Here is a 26,167-nt window from a genome sequence, read left to right as displayed (position 1 = left end):
GGAACGCCGGGGCGGGGCGGCGCGGTGGGCCGGGGCGGGGCGCTCGAACGCGGGGCGGCGCTGGGGCGGGGCGGTGTCCCGGGGGGCGGCGGTGTCTGCGGCCTGGGCGCGGCGGGACCGGGACGGGGTGAGGTACCGGCACGCGGCGGCGCCTGCGGATCGGAGGCGGCGGCGTCGGGGCGCGGTGGGGCCTCCGGGGCCGGCGGGGCGGTGGGGCGGGGCGGGGTGTTGGGGGGAAGGGGGGCGCGGCGCGCTTCCGTGCTCATGCACCCCCCGTTTCCTCGGGTCCGGGCCGCTTCTCCGGCGCGGGCCGGTGATGTGGTCTCCTGCCCCGGCCCGGCGCGGATCGATCCGTCCCGGGCACGCATACCCGCACGGGAGGACCGCCATCCCGGCGCGGGCCCCCGAGGCCCTGCCGCCGGAGTCGTCCCGCCGTGCGTGCGCGTCACTCTACGGCGTGACCCCGCCCGGCGGGGAACCAGTGCGCAGGCCCGTGGCATTGGCCCGGAACGTCCCCCTACCCTGCGGTAATCCTGTCTGGCAGGCTGCGACCATGACTGCGCGCGCCACCGACCGGGCCCGATACGACCGGGCCACCGCCCATCTGGACGCCCCCGTGGCGATCGTGGACCTGGATGCCTTCGACAGCAACGCGGACGACCTGGTCCGCCGGGCCGGCGGCAAGCCGATCCGGGTCGCCAGCAAGTCCGTACGCTGCCGTGCGCTGCTGGAACGGGTTCTGGCAAGGGACGGTTTCGCGGGCGTCATGTCGTTCACGCTGGCCGAGTCCCTGTGGCTGGCCCGCTCCGGTTTCGAGGACGTGCTCCTCGCCTATCCGTCGGTGGACCGCGCCGGGTACGCCGAGCTGACCGCCGATCCCAAGCTCGCCTCCGCCGTGACCGTGATGATCGACGACCCGGCGCAGCTGAACCTCATCGACGCGGCCCGCGACGGCGGACGGGAAGTCGTGCGGGTCTGCCTGGAGTTGGACACCTCGCTGAAGCTGCTCGGCGGGCGGGTGCGGGTCGGCGCGCTCCGCTCCCCGCTGTACTCCCCCGCCCAGCTCGCCGACCTGGCGCGGACGGTGGAGCGCCGGCCGGGGTTCGAGGTCGTCGGCGTCATGGCGTACGAGGGCCATGTCGCCGGGGTCGGCGACGCGGTGGCCGGCCGGCCGCTGCGGTCGCGGGCGGTGCGGCTGATGCAGGCCGCCGCCCGGCGGGAACTCACCGAGCGGCGTGCCGCCGTGGTGCGGGCGGTCCGGGCCGTGGTGCCCGGCCTGGAGTTCGTCAACGGCGGCGGCACGGGCAGCGTGCAGCACACCGCCGCCGAGGACGCGGTCACGGAGATCGCCGCCGGGTCGGGGCTGTACGTACCGCGTCTCTTCGACAACTACACGTCGTTCAGCGGGCGTCCGGCGGCGCTGTTCGCGCAGCCCGTCGTGCGGCGGCCGGCAGTGGGGGTCGTGACCGTGCTCGGCGGCGGATACCCGGCCTCCGGTGCGGCCGGCGCCGACCGGCTGCCGGTGCCGTACCTGCCCGAGGGGCTGCGCTACGACCCCCAGGAGGGGCCGGGCGAGGTGCAGACGCCGCTGCTCGGTTCCCCCGCCGACGACCTCCTCATCGGCGACAAGGTGTGGTTCCGGCACGCCAAGGCCGGTGAGCTGTGCGAGCGGTTCGACACGCTGCACCTGGTGGAGGGGGACGCGGTGACGCAGACGGTTCCGACGTACCGGGGCGAGGGGCACACCTTCCTGTAGCCCGGCGGCCGGCCCTCCATGGCCCGGACCGGTCAGCTCGACGGGCCGATGCCGCTGCCCACGCCGCCGGCGGTGTCCGCGTCGCCGGCGGGCCGGATGCCCTTGGTGATCCGGTCCATGTCGGCGAGCGGCGGTCCGTCCTCGCCGGCGTCGAACACGTAGCGGACCAGGATCGGGGACTCGGTGCCGACGGTGGAGGGGAACACCAGCGACTGCACATAACCGCCGGGGCCCTTGGCCGTCGTCACCCGCCAGCGCACGTAGTACCCGGCGCGTCCGGCGACCGCGACCGGCCCGGACGCCACCTCCTGGTGGGACTCGATGCCGCCGAAGGGCTTGTTGCCGATCAGGTCCTCCTCGTAGGCGTCGTCGGCCGCGTCCTCGATGTCCTGCGTGGCGAGGACTTTCGGGGAGGACTCGGCGTTCGCCGTGACGGTGCGGGAGATGACGAGGCCGTGCCGGCACCGGCCGCTGTCGCCGGGGCAGTCGTAGGTGCCGTCCGTGGTCATCATGACGTTGTGCTCGGTGACGTACTTCGGCAGGACCCAACCGTCCGGCATCGGGAAGGTGATGCCGTTGAGCTGGTCCTCGACCACGGCCGGGTCGTCGGCGGACGGCTCGGTGGGGGTGGGCGAGGGCGACGGCGGCTCGCTCACCGGCGCGGGGTCGGTGGGGGTCGCCGTGACCGGCGGGGTCCGCGCCTGCGGTCCGCCGTCGTCGTCCTCGCGCAGGACGAGTACGCCGGCGACGACCGCCGCGACCAGCACGGCCGCGGCGGCGGTGAGGGCCACGGCCTTCCCGCTCCCGGTACCGCCGCCGCCCGTGGACAACGGCACGGTCGGCGCCCCGCCGGGCGGCGCCTGGGGCACCGGCTGCTGCGGGGGCTGCGCCGGTCCGTACCCGGCGGGCCCGGGGGCGCGCCGGTGTTCCGTCCAGGCCGTGCCGTCCCACCAGCGTTCCTGGTGGGGGGCCGACGGATCGCGGTACCAGCCGGGCGGCGGCGTCATGCTCATTCCGGCACTGTAGGACGCCGCCCGCGGTGATCTACAGCGGAGTGACGTACGCCCCGGAGATCCCGCCGTCCACCAGGAAGTCCGTGGCGTTCACGAAGGAGGAGTCGTCGCTGGCCAGGAACGCGACGGCGGCGGCGATCTCCTCGGCCTCGGCGAACCGCCCGACCGGAATGTGGACGAGGCGGCGCGCGGCCCGCTCCGGATCCTTGGCGAACAGCTCCCGCAGCAGTGGTGTGTTGACCGGGCCGGGGCACAGCGCGTTGACGCGGATGCCCTCCCGTGCGAACTGCACACCCAGTTCCCGGGACATGGCGAGCACGCCGCCCTTGGACGCGGTGTACGAGATCTGCGAGGTGGCCGCGCCCATCCTGGCCACGAAGGACGCGGTGTTGATGACGGACCCCCTGCCCTGGCGCCGCATGTAGGGGATGGCCTCCTTGCAGCACAGGTAGACGGAGGTGAGGTTGACCTCCTGGACCCGCTTCCACGCATCGAGGCCGGTTTCCAGGATGGAGTCGTCGTCGGGCGGCGAGATACCGGCGTTGTTGAACGCGACGTCCACGCTGCCGTAGGTGTCGTACGCCGCCTTGAACAGCGCCTCGACCTGCTCGGGGTCGGTGACGTTGACCTTGACGAAGGTCCCGCCGCTCGCCTCGGCAGCCGCCCTGCCCCGGGTCTCGTCCACGTCGCCGCACACGACGTGCGCGCCCTCGGCGGCGAGCCGGCGGGCTGCGGCGAGGCCGATTCCGCTGCCGGCCCCGGTGACGACGGCGGTACGGCCGACCAGGCGGCGGCAGATGATGTCCTCGGTCATGAGTGGCTAGGCCTCCGTGCTCGACGGGACGTTGCTGATGAAGACGTTCTTGGTCTCGGTGAAGGCGGTCAGCGCGTCCGGGCCGAGTTCGCGTCCGAGGCCGGACTGCTTGAACCCGCCGAACGGCGTCCAGTAGCGGACGCTGGAGTGGGAGTTGACGGACAGGTTCCCGGCCCGGACCGCGCTCGACACCCGCAGGGCGCGGCCGACGTCCCGGGTCCACAGCGAGCCGGACAGGCCGTAGTCGGTGGCGTTGGCCAGGCGGACCGCGTCGGCCTCGTCGTCGAAGGGCAGGACGACGGCGACGGGTCCGAAGACCTCCTCGACGGCCACGCGCGCTTGCGCGTCGACGCCGGTGAGGACGGTGGGCGGGAACCAGAAACCGGGGCCGCCCTCGGGTGCCCCGCCGCGGATGCCTTCGGCGTCGGCGGGGACGTAGGAGCGGACGCGGTCGAGCTGGGCCCGGGAGATCAGCGGGCCCATGTCGGTGTCCGGGTCGGCCGGGTCGCCGACCCGGACGGCTTCGATCGCGGGGGCGAGCAGGGCGAGGAAGCGGTCGTACACCGTGCGCTGGACGAGGACGCGGGTGCGGGCGCAGCAGTCCTGGCCGCAGTTGTCGAGGAAGGACATGGGCGTGGCGGCCGCGGCGGCCTCGATGTCGGCGTCGGCGAAGACGATGTTGGGGCTCTTGCCGCCGAGTTCGAGGGTGACGGGCTTGAGGAGGGCCGCGCCCCTGGCCGCGACCCGCCGGCCCACGGCGGTCGACCCGGTGAAGACGACCTTCGCCACGCCCGGATGCGTGACGAGCGCCTCGCCCGCGACCGGCCCGTGGCCCGGCAGCACCTGGAACAGGCCCTCGGGAAGGCCCGCCTCCAGGGCGAGCCCGGCCAGGCGCAGCGCGGTCAGCGGGGTGGTCTCGGCGGGCTTGAGGAGGACCGCGTTGCCCGCCGCGAGCGCGGGTGCGGTGCCCCAGGCGGCGATGGGCATGGGGAAGTTCCAGGGGGCGATGACGCCGACGACGCCGAGTGGTTCGAGGATCGTCACGTCCAGGCCGCCGGCGACGGGGATCTGCCGCCCGGTGAGCCGCTCCACTCCCCCGGCGGCGTAGTCGAGCAGGTCGCGGACGTTGCCTGCCTCCCAGCGGGCGTTGCCGAGGGTGTGCCCGGCCTCGCGGACCTCCAGACGGGCCAGCTCCTCCAGGTGCTCGTCGACGGCGGCGGCGAAGCGGCGCAGCAGCCGGGCCCGGTCGCCGGGGGCGAGGGCGGCCCAGGCGGTCTGGGCCCGCGCGGCCCGCAGGACGGCGGCGTCCACGTCGGCGGCCGAGGCGGCGGGGACGGTGGCGACGACCTCTTCGCTGGCGGGGTTCAGTACCCGCAGCTCACCAAGGGGTTCGGGCTGCTCGGACACGTGGGGCCTCACATGCGTTCGAAGGAGCGGCGCAGCTCCCAGTCGGTGACCGCGGCGTCGAAGGCGTCCAGTTCGACGCGCGCCATGTTGCGGTAGTGGGCGACGACCTCGTCCCCGAAGGCGGCCCTGGCGACGGGGCTGTTCTCCCACAGCTCGGCGGCCTCGCGCAGGGTGCTGGGGACGTGGGCGAAGTCGGCGGTGTAGGCGTTGCCGGCGCAGGGTTCGGGCAGTTCGAGGCGGTGCTCCACGCCGTGCAGACCGGCCGCGACCATGCCCGCAACCGCGAGGTAGGGGTTGACGTCGCCGCCGGGGAGCCGGTTCTCGAAGCGCAGGGAGCGCCCGTGGCCGACGACGCGCAGGGCGCAGGTGCGGTTGTCGTGTCCCCAGGCGACGGCGGTCGGGGCGAAGGAGCCGGGCTGGAAGCGCTTGTAGGAGTTGATGTGCGGGGCGTAGAGGAGGGAGAAGTCGCGGAGCGCGGCGAGCTGTCCGGCGAGGAAGTGCCGCATGACCTCGGACATCCCGTCCGCCTCTTCGCCGGCCATGGCGTTGTCGCCGTTCTCGTCGGCGAGCGAGAGGTGGATGTGGCAGGAGTTGCCCTCGCGCTCGTTGTACTTGGCCATGAAGGTGAGGGACATGCCCTCCTGGGCGGCGATCTCCTTGGCGCCGGTCTTGTAGACCGCGTGCTGGTCGCAGGTGACCAGGGCCTCGTCGTAGCGGAAGACGATCTCGTGCTGGCCCGGGTTGCACTCGCCCTTGGCGGACTCGACGGTGAGGCCGGCGCCGGCCATCTCGTTGCGGATGCGGCGCAGCAGGGGTTCGATGCGGCCGGTGCCGAGGACCGAGTAGTCGATGTTGTACTGGTTGGCCGGGGTCAGGCCGCGGTAGTCGGCGTCCCAGGCCTGTTCGTAGGTGTCCCGGAAGACGATGAACTCCAGCTCGGTGCCGACCTGCGCGGTGTATCCGTGCCCGGCGAGGCGCTCCAGTTGGCGGCGCAGGATCTGGCGGGGCGCGGCGAGCACCGGTGAGCCGTCCGCCCAGGCGAGGTCGGCGACGGCCATCGCGGTGCCCTCGTTCCACGGCAGGTGGCGCAGGGTGTCCGGGTCGGCGTGCATGGCGAAGTCGCCGTAGCCGCGGTCCCAGGAGGACATCGCGTAGCCGTCGACGGTGTTCATGTCGGCGTCGACGGCGAGGAGGTAGTTGCAGCCCTCGGTGCCGTGCGCCAGGACCTCGTCGAGGAAGAAGCGTGCGGCGAACCGCTTGCCCTGGAGGCGGCCCTGCATGTCGGGGAAGGCGAGGACGACGGTGTCGATGTCACCGGCGGCGACGAGGGCCTGCAACGCCTCGGTCCCGAGCGGGGGTGTGCGGTCTGCCACGGGGAGAGCCTCCTTCTGGCCGGGAGCCATAAGGTATTGCCGAGAACCTTTGCTTGGGAAGGGGGCGCGGCCGCATGCGGGAGGATACCGCCGGGAGTGTGACGGACCGGCTCGCACCGGTGCTGCGGGCGGTGCGGGCCGGAAACGGCTTCGAGGAGGCGCTGGAGCAGATTCTCCAGGTCGTCAGGCTGGGCCTGGTGGCGGGGGGCGAGCGGCTGCCGGCCGAGCGGGAGCTGGCGGAACGGCTCGGGGTCAGCCGGGTGACGCTGCGCGAGGCGCTGAAGGTGCTCCAGGAGCAGGGGCTGCTGGAGGCGCGGCGCGGCCGGTACGGCGGAACCTTCGTGCTGCCCCGCGCGGACGCGGCCGGCGAGGACGAACTGCGGCGGCGGGTGGCCGGGACCGACATCGAGGACGTGCTGCGCTTCCGGGAGGTGCTGGAGGTGGGCGCGGCCGGGCTGTGCGCGACGCACGGGCCGGCGGACGCGCGGGCGGCGCGGCTGCGCGAGGCGCTGGCCGGCACGCGGGACGCGCCGCTCGCGGAGTACCGGCGGCTGGACACGCGGCTGCACCTCACCCTCGCGGAGCTGTGCGGCTCGCCGTCCCTCGCGGCCCAGTACGCGGCCGTCCGGGCCACCGTGAACGACCTGCTGGACTGCATCCCGCTGCTGGTGCGCAACCTGGAGCACTCCCAGCGGCAGCACACCGCGCTCGTGGAGGCCGTGCTCGACGGGGACGCGGAGAGGGCGCGGGAGATCGCGCGGGAACACTGTGCGGGGACGGCGGCGCTGCTGCGCGGGTTCCTCGCGTGAGCGTGTCGCCGTGCCGGCACCGGGCGACAGGAGCGCCAAGGACGGCAAGGACGGAGAGGACATAAAGGTATGAGATCGATCCATTGCGGGGAGGTCGGATGGAGCCGGACGGGCCGCTGATCGGCGTCAGCACGTACCTGGAGTCCGGGGCGCGCTGGGGTGTGTGGGAGCTGGAGGCGGCGCTGCTGCCCGCCGGGTATCCCCGGCTGGTGCAGCGCGCGGGCGGGCTGGCCGCGATGCTGCCGCCGGACGCGCCGGAGCGGGCCGCCGCCACCGTCGCCCGCCTCGACGCCCTGGTGATCGCGGGCGGCCCGGACGTGGAGCCGGTCCGCTACGGCGCGGAAGCCGGCCCGCGCACGGGTCCGCCCGACCGGGCCCGGGACACCTGGGAGCTGGCGCTCGTCGAGGCGGCCCTGGCCGCGCGCGTCCCGCTGCTGGGGATCTGCCGGGGCATGCAGTTGCTCAACGTCGCCCTCGGCGGCACCCTCGTCCAGCACATCGAGGGCCACGCCGAGGTGGTGGGCGTGTTCGGCGGCCACCCGGTCAAGCCGGTGCCGGGGACGCTGTACGCCGCTGTCGTGCCCGAGGAGACGTTCGTGCCGACGTACCACCACCAGGCGGTGGACCGGCTCGGCGCGGGCCTGGTCGCGTCGGCCCACGCGGCGGACGGCACCGTGGAGGCGCTGGAGCTGCCCTCCGGCCCGAGCTGGGTCCTCGGGGTGCAGTGGCACCCCGAGATGGGCGAGGACGTACGGGTGATGCGGGCCCTGGTGGACGCGGCGCGGCGCGCCTGAGCGCGTGCCGCCTCGCGCGGCGCGGTCGGCCGCAGTGCCCGTCCCCGGCGCCGCCCCTACGACCGCGTCAGGGACAGCAGGTGCCGGGCCGGGCCCGTCGGGCGGTGGCCCGTGGGCCATACCGCCCGGAGGTCGCGGGCCAGGGCGACGCCCGTCACGGGCACGCTCACCAGGCGTCGGGTGGTCAGCTCCTCGCCGACGGCGAGTTCGCTGAGGACGGACGGTCCCGCGCCGCTCACGGCCGCCGCCTTCACCGCCGTGGTCGACGACAGCTCGATCAGGGGGCGGGCCAGTCCGCCCAGGGCCGCGTCCAGGACCTGCCGGGTGCCCGAGCCCTTCTCGCGCAGGATGAGCGGGGTCGCCGCGAGTTCCGCCGCCGCGAGCGGGCGCCGGCGCCGGGCCCACGGATGGCCGGGCGCGGTCACGACGATCAGCCGGTCGTGGGCGATGACCGCGGAGTCGAGGCCCGCCGGGACGCCCACCCCCTCCACGAAGCCGAGGTCGGCCGCGCCGGACAGCAGCCGCTCGGCCACCGTCGCCGAGTTCCCGGCGAGCAGCGACACGGCGGTGTCCGGGAGCTGGGTGCGCAGCGCCACCAGCCAGCCCGGCAGCAGATACTCGGCAATGGTCATGCTCGCCGCCACCCGCAGCCGCGAGTCCCGCCGGTCCCGGAGCGCCTGCACGCCCGCGTCGAAGGCCTCGGCGGCCCCCACGATGCGCCGCGCCCAGTCCGTGACCAGCGCACCCGCGTCGGTGAGCCGGGAGCCGCGCGGTGAACGGTCCACCAGGGCGACCCCCAGCTGGCGTTCCATCGAGCGGATGCGGCTGCTGGCGGCCGGCTGGGTGATGCCCAGCTCGCGGGCCGCGCCGCCGAGGCTGCCCAGGCGTGCCACCGCCAGCAGCAGTTCCATGGCCCGCAGGTCCGGCACCCGGTGCGCCAGTGAGCCCGCCACGTGCCGCTCCGCCGCGCCCTGTCCGCTCTCCGTACCACTGCCCATAACCCCAGCTTATGTCCTGTCCGGAAAGGGCCCCTGGTCAGGCGCCTCGCGGTCGGGCGCGCCGTACGCACCCGGTCAGCGGTGCGCCGCCCGCAGCGCCCGGTCCAGTGCCCGGGGTGCCTCGGCCAGCGACGGTCCGTACCAGGTGAGGTACCGCCCGTCGACGAGGGCGCTGGGCACGTCGGGGAAGGCCTCCGGGCCGTCGTCGGCGGTGAAGCGGTACGGCTCGTCGGGCAGGACCACGAGGTCGGGGCGGGCCGCCCGCAGTTCCTCCACCGGGATCTTCGGATAGCGCTCGGCGTGCGAGGCGTACAGGTGGTCGACGCCCAGCCGGGACAGCACGTCGCCGGCGAAGGTGTCGCGGCCCAGCACCATCCACGGCCTGCGCCACACCGGCACCACGGCCGTACGGCGCCGCCGCGGGGACGGCGGCTCCAGGGCCGACCAGGCCGCCTCCGCCTCGTCCAGCCACCGGGGCCGGGACGGCGCGCCGCAGGCGGTCAGCACCCGGTCCAGCTCGGTGAGGGCCTGCGGCACGGTGCGCACCTCGGTCACCAGCACCTCGACGCCCGCCGTGCGCAGGGCGTCCAGGTCGGGGGCGCGGTTCTCCTCCTCGTTGGCGATCACCAGGTCGGGAGCGAGGGAGAGGATCCGGTCGGTCTTCGGGTTCTTGGTGCCGCCCACGCGCACGACGTCGAGGCCTGCCGGGTGGGTGCACCAGTCGGTGGCACCGGCCAGGGCGCCCGGGACCGTACGGGCCACGGCCTCGGTCAGGGACGGCACCAGGGAGACCACCCTCACCGGCGGGGTCCCTCCCGGACCGCCTCGATGTGCTCGGCGACGGCGACCACGATCAGCCGGGTGTCGGGCACCGTGGCCCGCCACCGGTGCCGCACCCCGCCGGTGAGGTACAGCGTGTCGCCGCGCCCCAGCCGGTAGGCGCGGCCCTCCGCCTCGATCTCCACGGCGCCCTCCGTGACGAACATCAACTGGTCGTTTCGGTACTGCAGTTCGCGGCCCGCGTCGTGGTCGCCGGTGAACTCGGAGGCGTGCATCTGGTGGTGTCCGCGCACCAGGGAGCGCACCCTGGGCGACAGCCCTGGGCCGGGGTCCTCGGCCCTGACCACGTCGACGCTGCACGCGGGGTCGGCGGCGGCGAGCAGTTCCACGGCGGTGGTGCGCAGGGCGTCGGCCACCTTCTCCAGGGAACTCTGGCTGGGCCGTGCCCGGTCGTTCTCGATCTGGCTCAGGAAGGGCACGGACAGGCCGCTGCGCTCGGCCACCACGGAGAGGGTGAGTTCGAGGGTCCGGCGCCGTCGCCGTACGGCCGCGCCCACCCGAAGGGGCTGATCCTTGTGGTCGCCCATCGCTCCCGCTCCCTCCTTCGCCCGTCGCCGTACCGCCGCCGCGCCGTCCGCGGGGCGCCGTCCTCCTGATGAGTTCTCTGCACCCTACGCATGTTCGGCAAACCGTTTCATGCGGCCGTCACATCGACGTCACGGTGCGGTGGCCGGGACCTCACAGTTCTCGCCACCGCGGGACCCGTCCGTCCGCGTGTCGGACGCCCTACCGGTTCAAGTCGTCGACGGCTCTCCGTGTTCCCGCCAGCCCTTCATGTCTCACAGAGGCGAGGTTCAGGCGCGGGGTTGTCGCTCCGTGGTTGTCCAAATCCTTACCGTGTCGCAGCCCCGGACGACCCGAGGGGCGGGCCAGGCCGCGCGCTCCGGGGAGGCGCTGCCGGACCCACCCCTCGTCGAGGTGGCCGGTACGGGGCTGCCGTACAAGTGCGGTGCTACTGCTGCGGGGTCATCCGGTCGACCATGTCCGGGTGCTCCTCCAGCCAGGTCGCCACGGCTTCCTTCTCGTGGCCCTGACCGCCCTTGTTGATCTCGGCCTCCAGGCTGCCGAGTTCGTCCTCACTCATATGGAAACCCTTGATCCACTTGGTGAGTTCCGGGTACTGCTCGGGGAACTTCTTGCTGGAGATGGTGCGGATGGTGTTGCCCTCGCCGAAGGCCTTCTTGGGGTCGGCCAGCTTGGTCAGCTCGTAGTCGCTGTACGCCCAGTGCGGCGACCACAGGACGACCGCGACCGGCTGCTTCTTGGCGATCGCGCGCTTGAGTTCGGCCAGCATCGCCGGCGTGGAGCCGTCGACGACCTTGTACTCGCCCTCCAGGCCGTAGCCCGGCATGACCTCGCTCTTCAGCAACTGCATCTCGCCGGTGCCGGGCTCGATGCCGATGATCCTGCCGCCGAAGAGGTTGCCCTTGCCCTTGAGGTCCGCGAGGGACTTGACGTCCTTCACGTACGAGGGGACGGCGATCTCCAGGGAGGTCGGTTCGTACCAGGTGCCCAGGTCGTTGAGGTTGTCCTTGTTCTTGTCCCAGTAGTTCTTCTGGCCGTAGGGCAGCCAGGCGTCGAAGTTGAGGTCGAGGTCGCCGGAGGCCAGGCCGGTGTAGGCCGGACCCACGTCCATCTGCTTCAGGTTCAGCTTGTAGCCGCGCCGTTCCAGGACGTTCTGCCACAGGTAGGTGACGGCGATGTCCTCGTCCCAGGGGAACCAGGCGATGTCCAGCGCGCGCTTGGCCTCGGCCGGGGTGCCGGCGCTCTCCTTGACCGGGGCGAGCTTGTCGACGACCTCCGGGTTGGCCTTGAGCCAGGTGCGGACGGCGTCCTGCTGCTTGCCCTTGCCGGCCTTGTTGATCTCGGCTTCGAGGCTGGTGAGCTGCTTCTCGGTCATCGAGAAGTTCTTGAGCCACTCGGCGACGGTGGGGTTGTCGCCCGTGAAGCCCTTGCGGGACAGCGTGTGCACGCCGTCGCCCTTGCCCCAGGCGCCCTTGGGGTCCTTCAGCTTCTTCAGCTCGTAGTCGTTGTACGCCCAGTGCGGCGACCAGAGCGTGACGACGACCGGTTCCTCGTTCGCGATCTTGCGCTTCAGCTCCGCCAGCATCGCGGGCGTGGAGCTGTCGACGACCTTGTACTCCTTGTCGAGGCCGTACTCCTTGAGGACCTTGCTCTTCAGCAGGCCCATCTCACCGGCGCTGGCCTCGATGCCGGTGATCTTCCCGTCGAACTCGGCGGCCTTGCCCTTGAGGTCGGCCAGGGAGTTGACGTCCTTCATGTACGCGGGGACGGACAGTTCGAGGGAGGTCTCGTCGTACCAGGAGCCGAGGTCCTCGAGCTGCTCGCCGTACTTCTTCCAGTACTGCTCGTGGGTCGTGGGCAGCCAGGAGTCGGTCTGGAAGTCGATGTCGCCCTGCGCGAGGGAGGTGTACAGCGGTCCGGCCTCGAACTGCTTGGCGTCGACCTGGAAGCCGCGCTGTTCGAGGACCTCCTTCCACAGGAAGGTGGAGGCGACGCCCTCGTCCCAGGGGATGTAGCCGATGCTGATCTTCTTGCCCTGGCCGACGTTCTTCGCGTCGGCCGCGGTGTCGGAGGAGCTGTCGCTGCCGCCGAAGAGTCCCATGCCGCCGGCGACGAGGGCGAGGACCAAGACGCCGACCACGGCGATCCTGGGGTTCGGCCGGTAGGTCCAGATCTTGAGACCCTGCACGCTGCGGGCGCGTGCGGCGGCACGCCGGCCGAGCGGCGAGACCTGGGTGCCCAGGGCGCTGGTCATGCGGTCCAGGTAGATCGCGAGGATCACGATGGCGACACCGGACTCGGAGCCGAGGCCGACGTTGAGCTGGCCGATGGCCTCGTTGACGTCGCCGCCGAGGCCGCCGGTGCCGACCATGCCGGCGATCGCGGCCATGGAAAGGCCGAGCATGATGACCTGGTTGACGCCCGCCATCACGGTCGGCAGCGCCAGCGGGAGCTGGACGCGCAGCAGGGTGTTGCGGGGGGTGGTGCCGAAGGCCTCGGCGGCCTCGACCAGTTCCTTGTCGACCTGGCGGATGCCCAGCTCGGTCATGCGCACGCCGGGGGCGAGCGCGAAGATCAGGGTGGCGACGATGCCCGCGGAGGCGCCGGTGCCGAAGAACAGGATCGCCGGGATGAGGTAGATCATCGCGGGCAGCGTCTGCATGAAGTCCAGCACGGGCCGCACGAAGCCGCTGACCCGGTCGGAGCGGGCCGCCCAGATGCCGACGGGCACCGCGACGACCAGCGCGATGATCGTGGCGACGAGCACCAGCGCCAGGGTGACCATCGCGTTCTCCCACAGCTCCATGGAGACGATGAACGCGAATCCCAGGAAGGTGAGAACACCGGCGACCGTGCCGCGCAGCCAGAAGGCGATGATCGCGAAGATGCCGACGAGGAGCAGCGGTTCGGGCGCCTGGAGGACGGCGTTGATGCCGTCGTAGGTGCCGGTGAAGATGGTCTTGAGGAAGTCGAAGAGCCACGCGACGTGGTCGAGCAGCCAGTCGACGGTGTCGTTGACCCAGTCGCCGAGCGGAATCCTAGGCACGGGCCATCACCTTGGGTCCCTTGTCGCGCGGGGAGTCGCAGGTGCCGGGTTCGGCCTGCTCGTCGCCCAGGAAGCCGACGAGGCGGCGGGTCGGGACGACTCCGACGAGTTCGCCGTCGCCGTCGACGACCGCGACGGCGTGCGGCACGCGGGCGCTGATCGCGCACAGTTCGGTGAACGGCGTCTTTGGCGTCGCGGTCTCGCAGGTGCAGTCGGCCTCGTCGCCGCGTACGTCGGTCTCCATGACGGCACCGGCGGTCAGGACGCGGGAGCGGTCGACGTCCTGGGTGAAGGAGGCGACGTAGTCGTTGGCGGGACGTATCAGGATGTCCTGCGCCGTGCCTATCTGCACGATCTCGCCGTCGCGCATCATGGCGATGCGGTCGCCCAGGCGCATGGCCTCGTTGAGGTCGTGGGTGATGAAGACGATGGTCTTCTTCAGGCTCTTCTGCAGTTCGATCAGCTGGTCCTGCATGTCGCGGCGGATCAGCGGGTCGAGGGCGCTGAAGGACTCGTCCATCAGCAGCAGGTCGGCGTTGGTGGCGAGCGCGCGGGCGAGGCCCACGCGCTGCTTCATACCGCCGGACAGCTCGTCGGGCCAGGACTTCTCCCAGCCGGCCAGGCCGCACAGGGCGAGCGCCTCGTCGGCGCGGCGTTCGCGCTCGGCGCGGGGCACGCCCTGCACTTCAAGACCGTAGGCGGCGTTGTCACGGACGCTGCGGTGCGGGAAGAGCGCGAAGTGCTGGAAGACCATGCTGATCTTCTTGGAGCGGACCTCGCGCAGTCCGCGGTCGCCGAGTTTCGTCAGATCCTCGCCACCGAAGCGGACGTGCCCGGCGGTCGGCTCCAGCAGACCGTTGAGCATGCGCAGCAGCGTGGACTTGCCGGATCCGGACAGCCCCATGACCACGAAGATCTCGCCGGGTTCCACGGTGAAGGACGCGTCGATGACGGCGGCCGTGGTGCCGTCGGCACGCAGTTCCTCCCGGTCGGTTCCCTGACGCAGTCGTTCGACTGCCTGGTCCGGTTTCCTGCCGAAGACCTTGTACAGGTTTTCGGCCTCTAGTCTGGCTGACACGCTTACCTCTTGAGTCGGGGGCAGGGACAGGGTGCGAAGCACCTCTAACAGTTGAATGCATCAACCAGCTTCGGCACGGGTGCGCGCCTGCCCCGATCCTTATGAGCCAAACTTTTGTGTGACCCAGTTCACATGGCGTCCCCCGTTCGTTCACCCGGCCTGCGGCATGATTGCGAGGCGTGACCGGACGACTGATGCTTCTCGACACCGCCTCCCTCTACTTCCGCGCCTACTTCGGCGTGCCGGAATCGGTGAAGGCACCCGACGGCAGCCCGGTGAACGCCGTGCGCGGCCTCCTCGACTTCATCGACCGCCTGGTGAAGGACCACCGGCCCGACCATCTGGTCGCCTGCATGGACGCCGACTGGCGCCCGCGGTGGCGGGTGGAGCTGATCCCCTCCTACAAGGCGCACCGCGTCGCCGAGGAGCGGGGGGCGGGCCCGGACGAGGAGGAGGTGCCCGACGCGCTGTCGCCGCAAGTGCCGGTCATCGAGGCCGTCCTCGACGCGCTCGGCATCGCCCGTGTCGGCGTGGCCGGGTACGAGGCGGACGACGTGATCGGCACGTACACCGCGCGGGCCACGGGCCCGGTCGACATCGTCACCGGCGACCGGGACCTCTACCAGCTCGTCGACGACGCCCGCGGTGTGCGCGTGCTCTACCCGGTCAAGGGCGTCGGCACCCTCGACCTCACCGACGAGGCCGCGCTGCGCGAGAAGTACGGCGTCGACGGCCGCGGATACGCCGATCTGGCGCTGCTGCGGGGCGACCCGAGCGACGGCCTGCCCGGCGTGGCCGGCATCGGCGAGAAGACGGCGGCCAAGCTGCTCGCCGAGTTCGGGGACCTGGCCGGGATCCGGGCCGCCGTGGACGACCCCGGGGCGAGGCTCACGCCCTCGCAGCGCAAGCGGCTGACCGAGGCCGCCCCGTATCTCGCCCTCGCCCCGAAGGTCGTCCGGGTCGCCGACGACGTCCCGCTGCCGGACGTCGACACCACGCTGCCGCACGCCCCGCGCGACGCCGCGGCGCTGGACGGACTGGCGACCCGCTGGGGCCTGGGCGGATCACTGCAACGCCTGCTGAGGACGCTCACCGCCTGAGCCGTGCCGCGCGGGGCAAGCAATGCTTGCGCCGCGCATCGGTGCGCCCGCGGGGGGAAGTCGTACGCTGCGCGCGGGGCGTCGTGGAGCTTTTCCCCATGACGCGACAAGTGGGGCGGAGATGCTAACTTAGGTTAACCTAACTCAGGGACCCTCACGCAGGGAGCAGGGAGGCCGTCATGGCAGACCGTCCGGGACGCAAACCACGCAAACCACACACCGCGCGGGTCGTCCGCACCGAGCGGCTGACCCCGCACATGCAGCGCGTGGTGCTCGGCGGCGAGGAACTCTCCGCTCTCTCCGCGGACACCTGCACCGACCACTATGTGAAGCTGCTGTTCGCCCCCGGGAATGTGATCTACCCGGAGCCCTTCGACCTGGAGCGGATCCGCGAGGAGTTCCCCCGTGACCAGTGGCCGGTGACCCGGACGTACACGGTGCGCCACTGGGACGCCGAGGCCCGCGAGATGACGCTGGACTTCGTCATCCACGGCGACGAGGGGCTGGCCGGCCCCTGGGCCAGGCGCGTGCGGCCGGGCGAGGTCGTCCGCTTCATGGGCCCCGGCGGCGCCTACGCGCCCGACACCACCGCCGACTGGCATCTGCTCGCCGGTGACGAGAGCGCGCTGCCGGCGATTGCCCGGTCCCTGGAGGCGCTGCCCAACGGCGCCCGTGCCTTCGCCTTCGTCGAGGTCGACGGGCCCCAGGAGGAGCAGAAGATCGACTCCGACGTGGAGGTCGTCTGGCTGCACCGCGGCGCGCGGCCGGTCGGCCAGGCCCTGGTCGAGGCGGTGCGCGGGCTGGACTTCCCCGAGGGCCGGGTGCACGCGTTCGTGCACGGCGAGGCCGCCTGCGTGAAGGAGCTGCGCAAGTTCCTGCGGGTGGAGCGCGGGCTGCCCCGCGAGGACCTGTCCATCTCCGGCTACTGGCGGCTTGGCCACAACGAGGACGGCTGGCAGGCCTCGAAGCGGGAGTGGAACGCGCGCATCGAGGCCGAGCAGGAGGGCACGCCGGCCGCGTAGCCGCCCCGCCTCCCGCACATCGCAGGCCGCCCACCCCTGCCCGCGGGCACCCGCGGCGACCCGTCCCGCACACCCCGGCCCGCCGGAGGCCGCCGAAGGCGGCGCCCGGCCCGGAGCCGTCTCAGTCGCCCTGTACGCGCGCGTGCAGATGCATGTCGTGCCAGCCGTCGGGATGGAGCAGGGCGCGGCGCTTGGTGCCCTCCAGGGCGAAGCCGGTCTTTCGGGCGACCCGGCAGGAGGCGTCGTTGGCGACGGAGTGCAGGAGTTCCAGGCGCTGGAAGCCGATCTCGTCCAGGGCCCAGTGGGCGAGCGCCCGCGTGGCGCGGGTGGCGACGCCCCGGCCGCGTGCCGCCGCCGTGGTCCAGTAGGCGACCTCGCCCACCCCGTCCCCGAGCCTGACCTCCCGCAGCGCGACCCGGCCGAGCAGCAGGTCCCGCGACGCGTCGGCGACGGCCCACTGGACGCCGCGCTCCTGCTCCCAGGCCCGCTGCCACTCGGTGATCCAGCCGCGCACCTCCTCCTCGGAGTCGGCGGCGCGCGCGTGCCACTGGTGGATCACCGGATCCTGGAAGGCCGCGTGGACGGCGGGAGCGTCCTCGGCGCGCCACGGGCGCAGCAGCAGCCCGTCGCCGGTGGGGATCGTGGGCTGCGGGGCACGGGCCAGGGCGTTCGCGGCGAGGACCGGGCGGGTCAGATAGGGCATGGGCCGCATCCTGCCAACGGAGCGGTCCGGGCGCCCAGCGGTTTTCGGCGCCCTCCACCGCCCGTAGGCTGGCCGCTGATGAGACGCCGTACCCCTCCCCCGCCCTCACCCCTCCCGCAGCGCGACGGCATCGACGCGGTGCGGGTGCGGCTGCCCGCGGGCGGGCCGTGGTCCACAGTGCGCGAACACCTCGCCGAGCGGCTGTCGCGTGCCGGTGCCGGCGTGGTCGACGGCATGTTCGACGCCGGGCTGTTCGTGGGGGCGGACGGACGGGCGGTGCCGGGGGACACGCCGTACGAGCCGGGGATGTTCGTGTGGTTCCACCGCGAGCCGCCCGCCGAGGTGCCGGTGCCCTTCCCGCTGGAGGTCGTCCACCGCGACGAGCACATCGTCGTCGCCGACAAGCCGCACTTCCTGGCCACCACCCCGCGCGGCGGCCATGTCACCCAGACCGCGCTGGCCCGGCTCCGCCGGGAGCTGGGCATCCCGTCGCTCGGCGCCGCGCACCGCCTGGACCGGCTCACCGCCGGACTCGTCCTGTTCACGGTGCGCCCCGAGGAGCGTGGCGCGTACCAGGGCCTGTTCCGCGAGAGGCGGGTCCACAAGGAGTACGAGGCCCTCGCCCCGTACGATCCCGCGCTCGCCCTGCCCCGGACGGTGCGCAGCCGGATCCGCAAGGAGCGCGGCGTGCCGGCCGCCCGCGAGGTCGAGGGCGAGCCGAACGCCGTGAGCCGCGTCGAACTGCTCGGACACCGCCCCCGCCCGCGGACCGCACCGGGACCGCGCGGTGAGCTGGGCCGGTACCGGCTGGTGCCCGGCACCGGCCAGACCCACCAGTTGCGCGTGCACATGAGCGCCCTCGGCGTGCCGGTCCTCGGCGACCCCCTCTACCCCGAGGTGACCTCCCCCGTGCCGGCCGGCGACTTCCGGCGCCCGCTGCAACTGCTGGCGCGGGAGCTGGCGTTCACCGATCCGGTGACGGGACGCGAGCACCGCTTCCGCAGCGGGCGGTCCCTGGCGGCCTGGGCGGCGTACGAGGACTGGGCCGGCGGTCAGTAGCCGCGCCACCAGAGCAGGAAGCGCTGCAGGGTGCCGCTCGGGCGGGGCTGCTCCGGCACCGGCGCCCGCTGCGGCTCCGCGGCCGTCACCGACACGGACTCCGGCGCAGGGGACGACGCGACGGACGGTTGCGCCGGCGGCTCCTGCGGCTTCGGGATGCCGACGCGCCAGGCGGGGCGCGGCGCCGGGGCCGGGGCGTGGCTCGGCTGCTGCCTGATGTCCTGCTGCGCCTTGGGCTCGAACCGCACCGGCAGCTCCACCAGGTGCCGCGACGCGATCGAGGACCGCCACCGCAGCGCGTCCTCGTCGCAGTCGAGCCGGACGTCGGGCAGCCGCATCAGCAGCGCGTCGATGCCCGCGTCCGCGATGGCCCGCCCGATGTCCTGGCCGGGGCACTCGTGCGGGCCGCCGCCGAAGGCGAGGTGGGCGCGGTTGCCCTGCATGCTCGCGTCCAGGTCGGGGCGGATGCGCGGGTCGACGTTGCCCGGTGCGACGCCGAACAGCAGCCCGTCGCCGGCCCGGATGCGCTGACCGCCCAGTTCCGTCTCCTGCTTGGCGAAGTAGGCGAAGACGGTGCTGAACGGCGGCTCGTCCCACAGGGACTGCTCGACCGCCTCGGGCACCGTCATCTGGCCGCCGCTGAGCTGGGCGCGGAAGCCGGGGTCGGTGAGGACCACGCGCAGCACGTTGCCGATGAGGTTGACGGTCGCCTCGTAGGCGGCCAGGAGGACCACCCGCAGATGCTCCCTGACCTCGTCGTCGGTGAGTCCGGCCGGGTGGGTGACGAGGTGGCCGGCGATGTCGTCCTCGGGCTTTTCCCGGCGGGCGGCGGTGAGCCGGCCGAGGGCCTCCATGACGTAGGTGTGGCTGGCGATCGCCGTCTCGGTGCCCTTGAGCGTGTCGCGGGCCGCCTCCACCATCCGGTCGCTGTACTCCTCCGGCGTGCCGAGGAGATGGCACATCACGCCCATCGGGAGGTGCTCGGCGAACTGGCCGACGAGGTCGGCGCGGCCCTCCTCGCAGAACCGGTTGACGATGCGCTGGGTGTAGCGCTTGATGTGCCGGCGCAGTTCGCGGAAGTCGATGTCGGACATGGCGCTGGTGACCGCGCCGCGCAGCCGCTTGTGCTCGTCGCCCTCGGCGTGGGAGCAGACGGGCTGCCAGGCGATGTGCGGCATGAGCGGGTGGTCGGGCTTGACCATGCCCTCGTTGAGCGGCGTCCAGATCCGGCTGTCGCGGCAGAACTGGGCGGGGGTGCTCACCATGTGCAGGTTCTCGGCGTGTCCGAGGACCACCCACACGGGTACGTCGTCGTGGAGCAGCGCCGGTGCCACCGGCCCGTGCCGCTCGCGCAGCTTCTCGTACAGCTGGTCCAGGTCGTCCGCCTCGTGCAGCCGGTGCAGTCCGCCCGGTCCGAGGCCGTGCGCGGGGCAGCCGGGCGGTGGTTCGAGCAGGGGGTCGCCCGTTCCGGTCAGGGAGTGGCGTTCAGGCGTCACAGTGTCGCTCCGCAACAGAGGTGTGGGTCACGTAGGGGGTGGGCCGCTCGGGGTCAGGTGAGCGCGCCCTTCATGGCGAGGGAGTGCAGGAGCCGCATCAGGGTCAGCAGGACGTCCCGGCTGGAGGCACGGCGCCTGACGTCGCAGTCGAGGATGGGGATCTCCTCGGGCAGGTCGAGCGCGGTCCGCAGCTCCGCCAGGGGGTAACGGGGCGCGTCGGGGAAGGTGTTGACGGCGACCACGAACGGCACGCCGCGCTCCTCCAGACGCCCCATGACGTCGAAGCTGACCTCGAGCCGGCGGGTGTCGACGAGTACGACGGCGCCGAGGGCGCCCTCGAACAGGCCGTTCCACAGGAACCAGAAGCGCTCCTGGCCGGGCGTGCCGAAGAGGTAGAGCACCAGTTGGTCGGTGATGCTGATGCGGCCGAAGTCCATGGCCACCGTGGTGGCCGTCTTGGAGGCGGAACCGAAGTTGTCGTCGACCCCGATGCCGGCCTGGGTCATCGTCTCCTCGGTGGTCAGCGGTCTGATCTCACTGACCGAGCCGACCATCGTGGTCTTGCCGACGCCGAAGCCGCCCACGATGACGATCTTCACGGCCGCCTCTGCCGTGTGCGGCAGCCGGTCCTCGGTCCGCGGGCCAGGGATGGTGTCAGAGTTTTTGGAGTCCATGCATCACCGCTTCGAGGAGGTTTCGGTCGGCGACCTTCTGGCGGACGATCGGGGCGCGGGCCTGCACCTGTTCCGTCGCCAGGAGATCGGTGAGCAGCACGGTCACCACGCTGAACGGCAGGCTCAGGTAGGCCGACAGCTCGGCTGCGGACAGGGGTGCGGCGCACAGCCGCAGCAGGGCCGCCTGTTCCGGTGTGGCGGACACCGGGGGGTCGGCGCGGGCCACGATCAGGGTGACCAGGTCGATGTCGGCGCGCTCGCCTCCCCCCTCGCCGCCGATGACGAAGAGCCGCTCGGGGTTGCGGGTCTCGCCCTCCCCCGCGGGTGGGCCGGGCGCGGCGGCCCCGCCCTGCCCCGGAGATCGCCTCTGGCGCTGCGGAGGAGTCATACGGTCTGCCCGTTGCGCCGTGCGGGACTGGTCAGATGCGGGCCGATACGGGCGACCAGGTCGGCCATGCTGAGGCCCATCCGGCCGGGTTCGCAGCGCACGTCGGAGAGCACGGCGAGGTAGGCGTTGGGACCGGCGGCCATCAGGTAGAAGTAGCCGCCGTTCATCTCGATGAGGACCATCTTCATCTCGCCGTCGCTGGTCGGGATCTCCTGGCTGACGGCGCTCGCGAGGCTCTGCAGGCCGGCGCAGGCCGCGGCGACCCGGTCGGCGGCGTCCGGGTCGCCGGAGTACCGGGCGATGCGCAGGCCGTCGGCGGAGAGCACGACGATCATCTCGATGCCCGGGACACCGTCGTAGAGATCCCTGAGCATCCAGTCGAACTTGCCTTGCTGCTCGATCACTTGAGGTTCCCCTCGTCGTCTGCCGGGGCGTTGGCCGGCTCGTTGCTGCTGGACTGCTGGTGGGCCTGGGTGATGCCCGGGTGCTGCTTGAGGCCCTCCCAGAAGGCGCCGATCCAGTGCCCCGGCGGGAGTTCCTCGCTCTTGTCGCGTTCGGGCTCGGGGGCCGCCTGTGCCGGCAGGCCCCTCCGGGCGCGCTCGGCGGCCTCGCGGGCCTCGCGCTCGGCGTCCTCCCGCTCCCAGACGGCCTGTTCGGCAAGGCGCTGGCTGAGCGGCATCCTGACCCGGCTGCGACGCTGCGGGAGGCCGCCCGCCGTCCACTCGGTCACCTCGGGAACGTCGTCCTCCAGGGAGACCGTGGCCGGGATGCGGGGGCTGGTGGGACGGCGCTTCTTGGGCTTGCGCTCGGGCCCGGGAAGGGCGTCGGGGCCGGGGGTGGGGATCGAGGTGGCGCCGATGCCGTGGGCGAGTCCGACGCCGGGCTCGGTGGTCATCATCTTGCTGGGCACGATCAGGATGGCCCGCACTCCGCCGTACGCGGAGGCGCGCAGCGACACGTCCATGTCGAACTGCGTGCACAGCCGGCCGACGACGGACAGGCCGAGGCGCGGGTGGTGGGCGAGGTCCTGTACGTCGGTGCCGCGCTTGGCGTGCTCCAGCAGGCCCTCGATACGGGCGCGGGACTCCTCGCTGAGGCTGACGCCGGCGTCCTCGATCTCGATGCAGACACCGCTCTGCACCTCGGTCGCGGTGACGTGCACCTTGGAGCCGGGCGGCGAGTAGCGGGTGGCGTTGTCGAGGAGTTCGGCGGCGGCGTGGATGACCGGCTCGACCGCGGTGCCCTTGATGTTGACCTTGGCGATGGAGGCCAGGTTGATCCGGCGGTACTCCAGGATCCGGGACATGGCGCCGCGCAGCACGCTGTACAGGGCGACCGGCTGGGGCCACTGGCGTCCGGGCCGGCCGCCGCCGATGACGGAGATCGAGTCGGCGAGGCGGCCGATCAGGGAGGTGCCGTGGTCGATGCGCAGGAGGTCGTCGAAGACCTCGGGGTTGCGCCCGTGGTCCTCCTCCATCTCGCGGAGTTCCTTGTTCTGCTGGTGGACGATCGCCTGGACGCGGCGGGCGATGTCGACGAAGGAGCGCTCGGCGGACTCGCGCATGGAGTCCTGGTGGTCGACGATGCCGCAGACCATGCGGATCAACTGACGCTGCGGCTCGCCGAGTCCGGTGTAGGAGGGGTCCACCTCGCCGAGGCGGTGCATCACTTCCTGGGGGGTGCTCCCCGAGCGCATGAAGTCCAGGATGTTGGGGATGACTTCGCCGCCGAGGCGGACCATCTCCTCGTGGTGGCTCGCGGCGCGGCGTTCCAGGTACTCGCTGTGCCGGGCGTGCTCGGCGCGCAGCGCCCGCAGCGCACGGCCGCGGCGTACCGCCTCGTACGCCATGGCGAGCACCAGCAGGGTGGCGACGGCACCGCACCAGCCGACGGCGAGCCGGGCCGGTTCCGTCACCGCGGCGACGGCGGCCCCGGTGGCCGCGACCATCACGAGGGCCGGCAGCAACAGCGTTCGCGCGTAGGGAACTTCACCGCGACCTGGAGGGGAATCAACACTCACCATGTAGGCCTTCTGAAACGAATCGGCTGGGATGGGGAAGCTTGCAGCTGGGTATGTCGGGGAGTTGTCGGGATTTTCGGCGCATTGGGAACAAGCGCGCGATTACACCTCAACTCGGTGCGCTGCGGGCGAGCTTAGCCCGAGGGGATCATCGCCATGTCATATTCAGCAAGCACCTGAAACGGACACCTGGACTGAAGTAGGGTCGGGCCCATTTGTACGACGAGGAGCCATTCGAACACTTTGCGTAACGAAGAAAAGGCATGCGAACGCGCATGCGAAGGCCCGGCGGGGTACGCCGGGCCTTCGCATGTCTGCTTCCGCGCGGTGGCGGGGGCGGTGGCTACCCCACGGACGAGTAGGCGACCACCCCGCGCAGCAGTCCGTCGACCGCCTTGCGCGCGTTCTTCGGGACCGTCGAGCCCGCAACGGGCGCGGCGGCCGAGATCTGGCCGAGGACGTCGATGACCTGCTTGCACCAGCGCACGAAGTCGCCGGCCGGCATCTCCACCTCGCGCAGCACCTCGTCGAGGCCCTTGCCGGATGCCCACATGTACGCCGCCCAGGCGAAGCCGAGGTCGGGCTCGCGCTGGCCGACGCCCTCGGTCTGGCTGATCCGGAAGTCCTCCTCCAGGGCGTCCAGGCGGCCCCAGATGCGGACCGTCTCGCCGAGCGCGGCCTTGGCCCTGCCCGAGGGGGCCTTCGGCGCCATCGCGTCGTCGGCGGCCCGGGACTCGTAGACCAGCGCCGACACGCAGGCGGCCAGCTCGGCCGGGGACAGGCCCTCCCAGACTCCCTCGCGCAGGCATTCGCTGGCGAGCAGGTCGAGTTCGCCGTAGAGCCGGGCGAGGCGCTTGCCGTGCTCGGTGACCTCGTCGCCGCGCAGGTAGTCCAGCTCCGTCAGCAGCGCGACGATGCGGTCGAAGGTGCGGGCGATGGTGTTCGTCCGGCCCTCGATCCGGCGCTCCAGCTGCGTGGTGTCGCGCATCAGCCGGTGGTAGCGCTCGGCCCAGCGGGCGTGGTCCTCGCGGTCGTCGCAGCCGTGGCAGGGATGGGCCCGCAGGTCCTTGCGCAGCCGGGCGATCTCCCGGTCGTCGGCCGCCTGGGACCGCTTCTTGCGGGCCCGCTCCGGCGGGATGTGCCCGGCCTTGGTGCGCAGCGCGGAGGCGAGGTCCCGGCGGGACTGGGGCGAGCGCGGGTTGAAGGACTTGGGGATCCGCATCCGCTCCAGCGCCTCGACCGGCACCGGGAAGTCCATCGACGCCAGCCGCTTGACCTGCCGCTCGGCGGTCAGCACCAGCGGGCGCGGTCCGTCGTGGTGCTCGAAGCCGCGGTGGCCGTTGGACCGCCCGGCGGGCAGCCCCGGGTCCAGCACCAGGGCGAGGCCGGCGTACTTGCCGGTCGGCACATGGATGACGTCGCCCGGCTTCAGCTTCTCCAGCGCCACGGCGGCCTCGGCACGCCGCTGGTTGGCGCCCTGCCTGGCCAGCTCGTTCTCCCGGTCCTTCAGCTCACGGCGCAGCCGCGCGTACTCCTCGAAGTCGCCGAGGTGGCAGGTCATGGAGGCCTTGTAGCCTTCGAGGCCCTCCTCGTTGCGCTGCACCTGCCGGGAGATCCCGACGACCGACTTGTCCGCCTGGAACTGCGCGAAGGACGTTCTCCAGCAGCTCCCGCGAGCGATGCCGGCCGAACTGCTCGACCAGGTTGACCGCCATGTTGTACGACGGCTTGAAGCTGGAGCGCAGCGGATACGTGCGGGTGCCGGCCAGTCCCGCGAGGTGCTCGGGGCTCATCCCGCGCTGCCACAGCACGACGGCGTGGCCCTCGACGTCGATGCCGCGCCGCCCGGCCCGGCCGGTGAGCTGGGTGTACTCGCCGGGGGTGATGTCGGCGTGCTGCTCGCCGTTCCACTTGACGAGCTTCTCCAGCACGACCGAGCGGGCGGGCATGTTGATGCCGAGGGCCAGGGTCTCGGTCGCGAAGACGGCCTTGACCAGCCCGCGGACGAACAGCTCCTCGACGACCTCCTTGAACGTCGGGAGCATGCCCGCGTGGTGGGCGGCGATGCCCCGCTCCAGGCCCTCCAGCCACTCGTAGTACCCGAGGACGTGCAGGTCCTCGGTCGGGATGGAGGCGGTGCGCTCCTCGACCAGGGCGCGCACTCTCCCCCGCGCCCGCTCGTCGTTGAGCCGCAGGCCGGCGTGGAGGCACTGCTGGACGGCGGCCTCGCAGGCGGCGCGGCTGAAGATGAAGGTGATCGCGGGCAGCAGCCCCTCGGAGTCGAGCCGGTCGATGACCTCGGGGCGGCTCGGCGTCCACACGCGGGAGCGCTGTCTGCGCTCACGCTCCCGGTCGGCCTCCTTCATGGCACGGCCCCGCCTGCGGTCCTGGTAGGACGGGCGGCTCGCCTCCAGCCGGGCCATGCGGGTGAGGTCGGGATTGACGGCCTTCTTGTGGCCCTCGCCCTCCTCGAACAGGTCGTACATCCGGCGCCCGGCCAGCACGTGCTGGAACAGCGGCACGGGCCGGTGCTCGGAGACGATCACCTGGGTGTCGCCGCGCACGGTGTCGAGCCAGTCGCCGAACTCCTCCGCGTTCGACACGGTGGCCGACAGGGAGACCAGGGTCACGGACTCGGGGAGGTGGATGATCACCTCCTCCCACACGGCGCCGCGGAAGCGGTCGGAGAGGTAGTGCACCTCGTCCATGACCACGTGCCCGAGGCCCAGGAGGGTCCGGGAACCGGCATACAGCATGTTCCGCAGGACCTCGGTGGTCATCACGACGACCGGGGCGTCGGAGTTCACGCTGTTGTCGCCGGTGAGCAGGCCGACCCGGTCCGCGCCGTAGCGACGGCACAGGTCGGCGTACTTCTGGTTGGACAGGGCCTTGATGGGCGTGGTGTAGAAGCACTTCTTGCCCTGCTGGAGGGCGAGGTGGACGGCGAACTCGCCGACGATCGTCTTGCCGGAGCCCGTGGGCGCGGCCACCAGCACACCCTTGCCCGCTTCGAGCGCCTGACAGGCCTCGATCTGGAAGGGGTCGAGGCCGAAGTCGTACATCTCGCGGAAGGAGGCGAGCGCGGTGGCCTGCTCGGCAGCACGCCGGCGGGCTGCCGCGTACCGCTCGGCCGGTGAGAGATCCTCTGTCATCGTGCTTTCGAGCGTACCGGGCCGCACTGACAACAGGACGATCATTATCGGATCGGCCCTGTGGGGGTTGCGTGGGGGCGGCGCGGTGTGCCGTCACCGC

General features: G+C 72.4%; 21 protein-coding genes and 1 pseudogene. 6 read left to right on the top strand and 16 right to left on the bottom strand.

What is annotated here, in order from left to right; genetic code table 11:
• Positions 1-553: 553 nt before the first annotated feature.
• Complete coding sequence (locus AC4IHM_RS27030; RefSeq protein ID WP_490869588.1) at positions 554-1,756, top strand: amino acid deaminase/aldolase; 1,203 nt, start codon at positions 554-556, stop codon at positions 1,754-1,756.
• A 32-nt stretch (positions 1,757-1,788) separates the two neighbouring features.
• Here the strand turns inward: AC4IHM_RS27030 and AC4IHM_RS27025 are convergent, their stop codons facing one another.
• From AC4IHM_RS27025 to AC4IHM_RS27010, 4 genes are read right to left on the bottom strand one after another with little or no spacing between them, the layout of a single operon-like run.
• On the bottom strand, positions 1,789-2,763 hold the full coding sequence (locus AC4IHM_RS27025; protein WP_490870949.1) for a DUF2510 domain-containing protein: 975 nt from the start codon (positions 2,761-2,763) through the stop codon (positions 1,789-1,791).
• A 37-nt stretch (positions 2,764-2,800) separates the two neighbouring features.
• Positions 2,801-3,583, bottom strand: a complete 783-nt coding sequence (locus AC4IHM_RS27020) for a 3-oxoacyl-ACP reductase (RefSeq protein WP_490869587.1) — start codon at positions 3,581-3,583, stop codon at positions 2,801-2,803.
• 6 nt (positions 3,584-3,589) lie between these two features.
• Positions 3,590-4,990: an aldehyde dehydrogenase family protein gene (locus tag AC4IHM_RS27015; RefSeq protein WP_490869586.1), complete on the bottom strand. Its 1,401-nt coding sequence runs from the start codon at positions 4,988-4,990 to the stop codon at positions 3,590-3,592.
• Positions 4,991-4,998: 8 nt separating this feature from the next.
• The gene (locus AC4IHM_RS27010) at positions 4,999-6,363 is read right to left on the bottom strand and encodes a glutamine synthetase family protein (RefSeq protein ID WP_490869585.1); all 1,365 of its coding nucleotides are present in this window, start codon (positions 6,361-6,363) and stop codon (positions 4,999-5,001) included.
• A gap of 74 nt (positions 6,364-6,437) precedes the next feature.
• Between AC4IHM_RS27010 and AC4IHM_RS27005 the strand changes: the two genes are divergently transcribed.
• A complete protein-coding gene (locus tag AC4IHM_RS27005) occupies positions 6,438-7,172 on the top strand; it encodes a FadR/GntR family transcriptional regulator (RefSeq protein WP_490869584.1) in 735 nt (244 codons plus the stop codon).
• 98 nt (positions 7,173-7,270) lie between these two features.
• Positions 7,271-7,966, top strand: a complete 696-nt coding sequence (locus AC4IHM_RS27000) for a gamma-glutamyl-gamma-aminobutyrate hydrolase family protein (protein WP_490869583.1) — start codon at positions 7,271-7,273, stop codon at positions 7,964-7,966.
• Positions 7,967-8,022: 56 nt separating this feature from the next.
• Here AC4IHM_RS27000 and AC4IHM_RS26995 read toward each other — a convergent pair whose 3' ends face one another.
• The 5 genes from AC4IHM_RS26995 to AC4IHM_RS26975 all read right to left on the bottom strand — a co-directional run bounded on the left by AC4IHM_RS26995 (position 8,023) and on the right by AC4IHM_RS26975 (position 14,453).
• Positions 8,023-8,964, bottom strand: a complete 942-nt coding sequence (locus tag AC4IHM_RS26995; RefSeq protein WP_490869582.1) for a LysR family transcriptional regulator — start codon at positions 8,962-8,964, stop codon at positions 8,023-8,025.
• Between the two features lie 75 nt (positions 8,965-9,039).
• Positions 9,040-9,765 (bottom strand): helical backbone metal receptor, encoded by a 726-nt coding sequence (locus tag AC4IHM_RS26990; protein ID WP_490869581.1) that lies wholly within the window; start codon positions 9,763-9,765, stop codon positions 9,040-9,042.
• On the bottom strand, positions 9,762-10,331 hold the full coding sequence (locus AC4IHM_RS26985) for a helix-turn-helix domain-containing protein (protein ID WP_490869580.1): 570 nt from the start codon (positions 10,329-10,331) through the stop codon (positions 9,762-9,764). The genes AC4IHM_RS26990 and AC4IHM_RS26985 overlap by 4 nt, the downstream gene beginning before the upstream one ends.
• A gap of 425 nt (positions 10,332-10,756) precedes the next feature.
• Positions 10,757-13,375: an ABC transporter permease/substrate binding protein gene (locus AC4IHM_RS26980; protein WP_490869579.1), complete on the bottom strand. Its 2,619-nt coding sequence runs from the start codon at positions 13,373-13,375 to the stop codon at positions 10,757-10,759.
• Positions 13,368-14,453, bottom strand: coding sequence for a quaternary amine ABC transporter ATP-binding protein (locus AC4IHM_RS26975; protein WP_490869578.1), 1,086 nt, complete (start codon positions 14,451-14,453; stop codon positions 13,368-13,370). Before AC4IHM_RS26975 ends, AC4IHM_RS26980 begins: the two co-directional genes overlap by 8 nt.
• 194 nt (positions 14,454-14,647) lie before the next feature.
• On the opposite strand from AC4IHM_RS26975, the gene AC4IHM_RS26970 reads away from it, so the two are divergent.
• Positions 14,648-15,553: a 5'-3' exonuclease gene (locus AC4IHM_RS26970; protein ID WP_490870948.1), complete on the top strand. Its 906-nt coding sequence runs from the start codon at positions 14,648-14,650 to the stop codon at positions 15,551-15,553.
• Positions 15,554-15,732: 179 nt separating this feature from the next.
• A complete protein-coding gene (locus tag AC4IHM_RS26965; protein WP_490869577.1) occupies positions 15,733-16,575 on the top strand; it encodes a siderophore-interacting protein in 843 nt (280 codons plus the stop codon).
• Between the two features lie 121 nt (positions 16,576-16,696).
• Here AC4IHM_RS26965 and AC4IHM_RS26960 read toward each other — a convergent pair whose 3' ends face one another.
• Positions 16,697-17,278: a GNAT family N-acetyltransferase gene (locus AC4IHM_RS26960; RefSeq protein WP_490869576.1), complete on the bottom strand. Its 582-nt coding sequence runs from the start codon at positions 17,276-17,278 to the stop codon at positions 16,697-16,699.
• Positions 17,279-17,356: 78 nt separating this feature from the next.
• Here AC4IHM_RS26960 and AC4IHM_RS26955 point away from each other — a divergent pair, with 78 nt between their 5' ends.
• Positions 17,357-18,337, top strand: a complete 981-nt coding sequence (locus AC4IHM_RS26955; protein ID WP_490869575.1) for an RluA family pseudouridine synthase — start codon at positions 17,357-17,359, stop codon at positions 18,335-18,337.
• Here the strand turns inward: AC4IHM_RS26955 and AC4IHM_RS26950 are convergent.
• From AC4IHM_RS26950 to AC4IHM_RS26925, 6 genes and pseudogenes are all read right to left on the bottom strand, one after another.
• Positions 18,331-19,833: a cytochrome P450 gene (locus tag AC4IHM_RS26950; RefSeq protein ID WP_490869574.1), complete on the bottom strand. Its 1,503-nt coding sequence runs from the start codon at positions 19,831-19,833 to the stop codon at positions 18,331-18,333. The genes AC4IHM_RS26955 and AC4IHM_RS26950 overlap by 7 nt on opposite strands.
• 53 nt (positions 19,834-19,886) lie before the next feature.
• Positions 19,887-20,507 carry a GTP-binding protein gene (locus tag AC4IHM_RS26945; protein WP_490869573.1) on the bottom strand — a complete coding sequence of 207 codons (621 nt, stop codon included), beginning with the start codon at positions 20,505-20,507 and terminating at the stop codon, positions 19,887-19,889.
• Entirely contained in the window at positions 20,488-20,895 is a 408-nt protein-coding gene (locus AC4IHM_RS26940) for a DUF742 domain-containing protein (RefSeq protein WP_490869572.1), read from the bottom strand. The genes AC4IHM_RS26945 and AC4IHM_RS26940 overlap by 20 nt, the downstream gene beginning before the upstream one ends.
• Complete coding sequence (locus tag AC4IHM_RS26935) at positions 20,892-21,269, bottom strand: roadblock/LC7 domain-containing protein (RefSeq protein WP_490870947.1); 378 nt, start codon at positions 21,267-21,269, stop codon at positions 20,892-20,894. The genes AC4IHM_RS26940 and AC4IHM_RS26935 overlap by 4 nt, the downstream gene beginning before the upstream one ends.
• 26 nt (positions 21,270-21,295) lie before the next feature.
• Positions 21,296-22,918 (bottom strand): sensor histidine kinase, encoded by a 1,623-nt coding sequence (locus AC4IHM_RS26930; RefSeq protein ID WP_490869571.1) that lies wholly within the window; start codon positions 22,916-22,918, stop codon positions 21,296-21,298.
• 340 nt (positions 22,919-23,258) lie between these two features.
• Positions 23,259-26,112 (bottom strand): annotated as a pseudogene (locus tag AC4IHM_RS26925) (DEAD/DEAH box helicase).
• Between the last annotated feature and the right edge of the window lie 55 nt (positions 26,113-26,167).

It is taken from the genome of Streptomyces sp. SL06, assembly GCF_058244745.1.
This window is presented reverse-complemented; position numbering and strand designations above follow the sequence as displayed.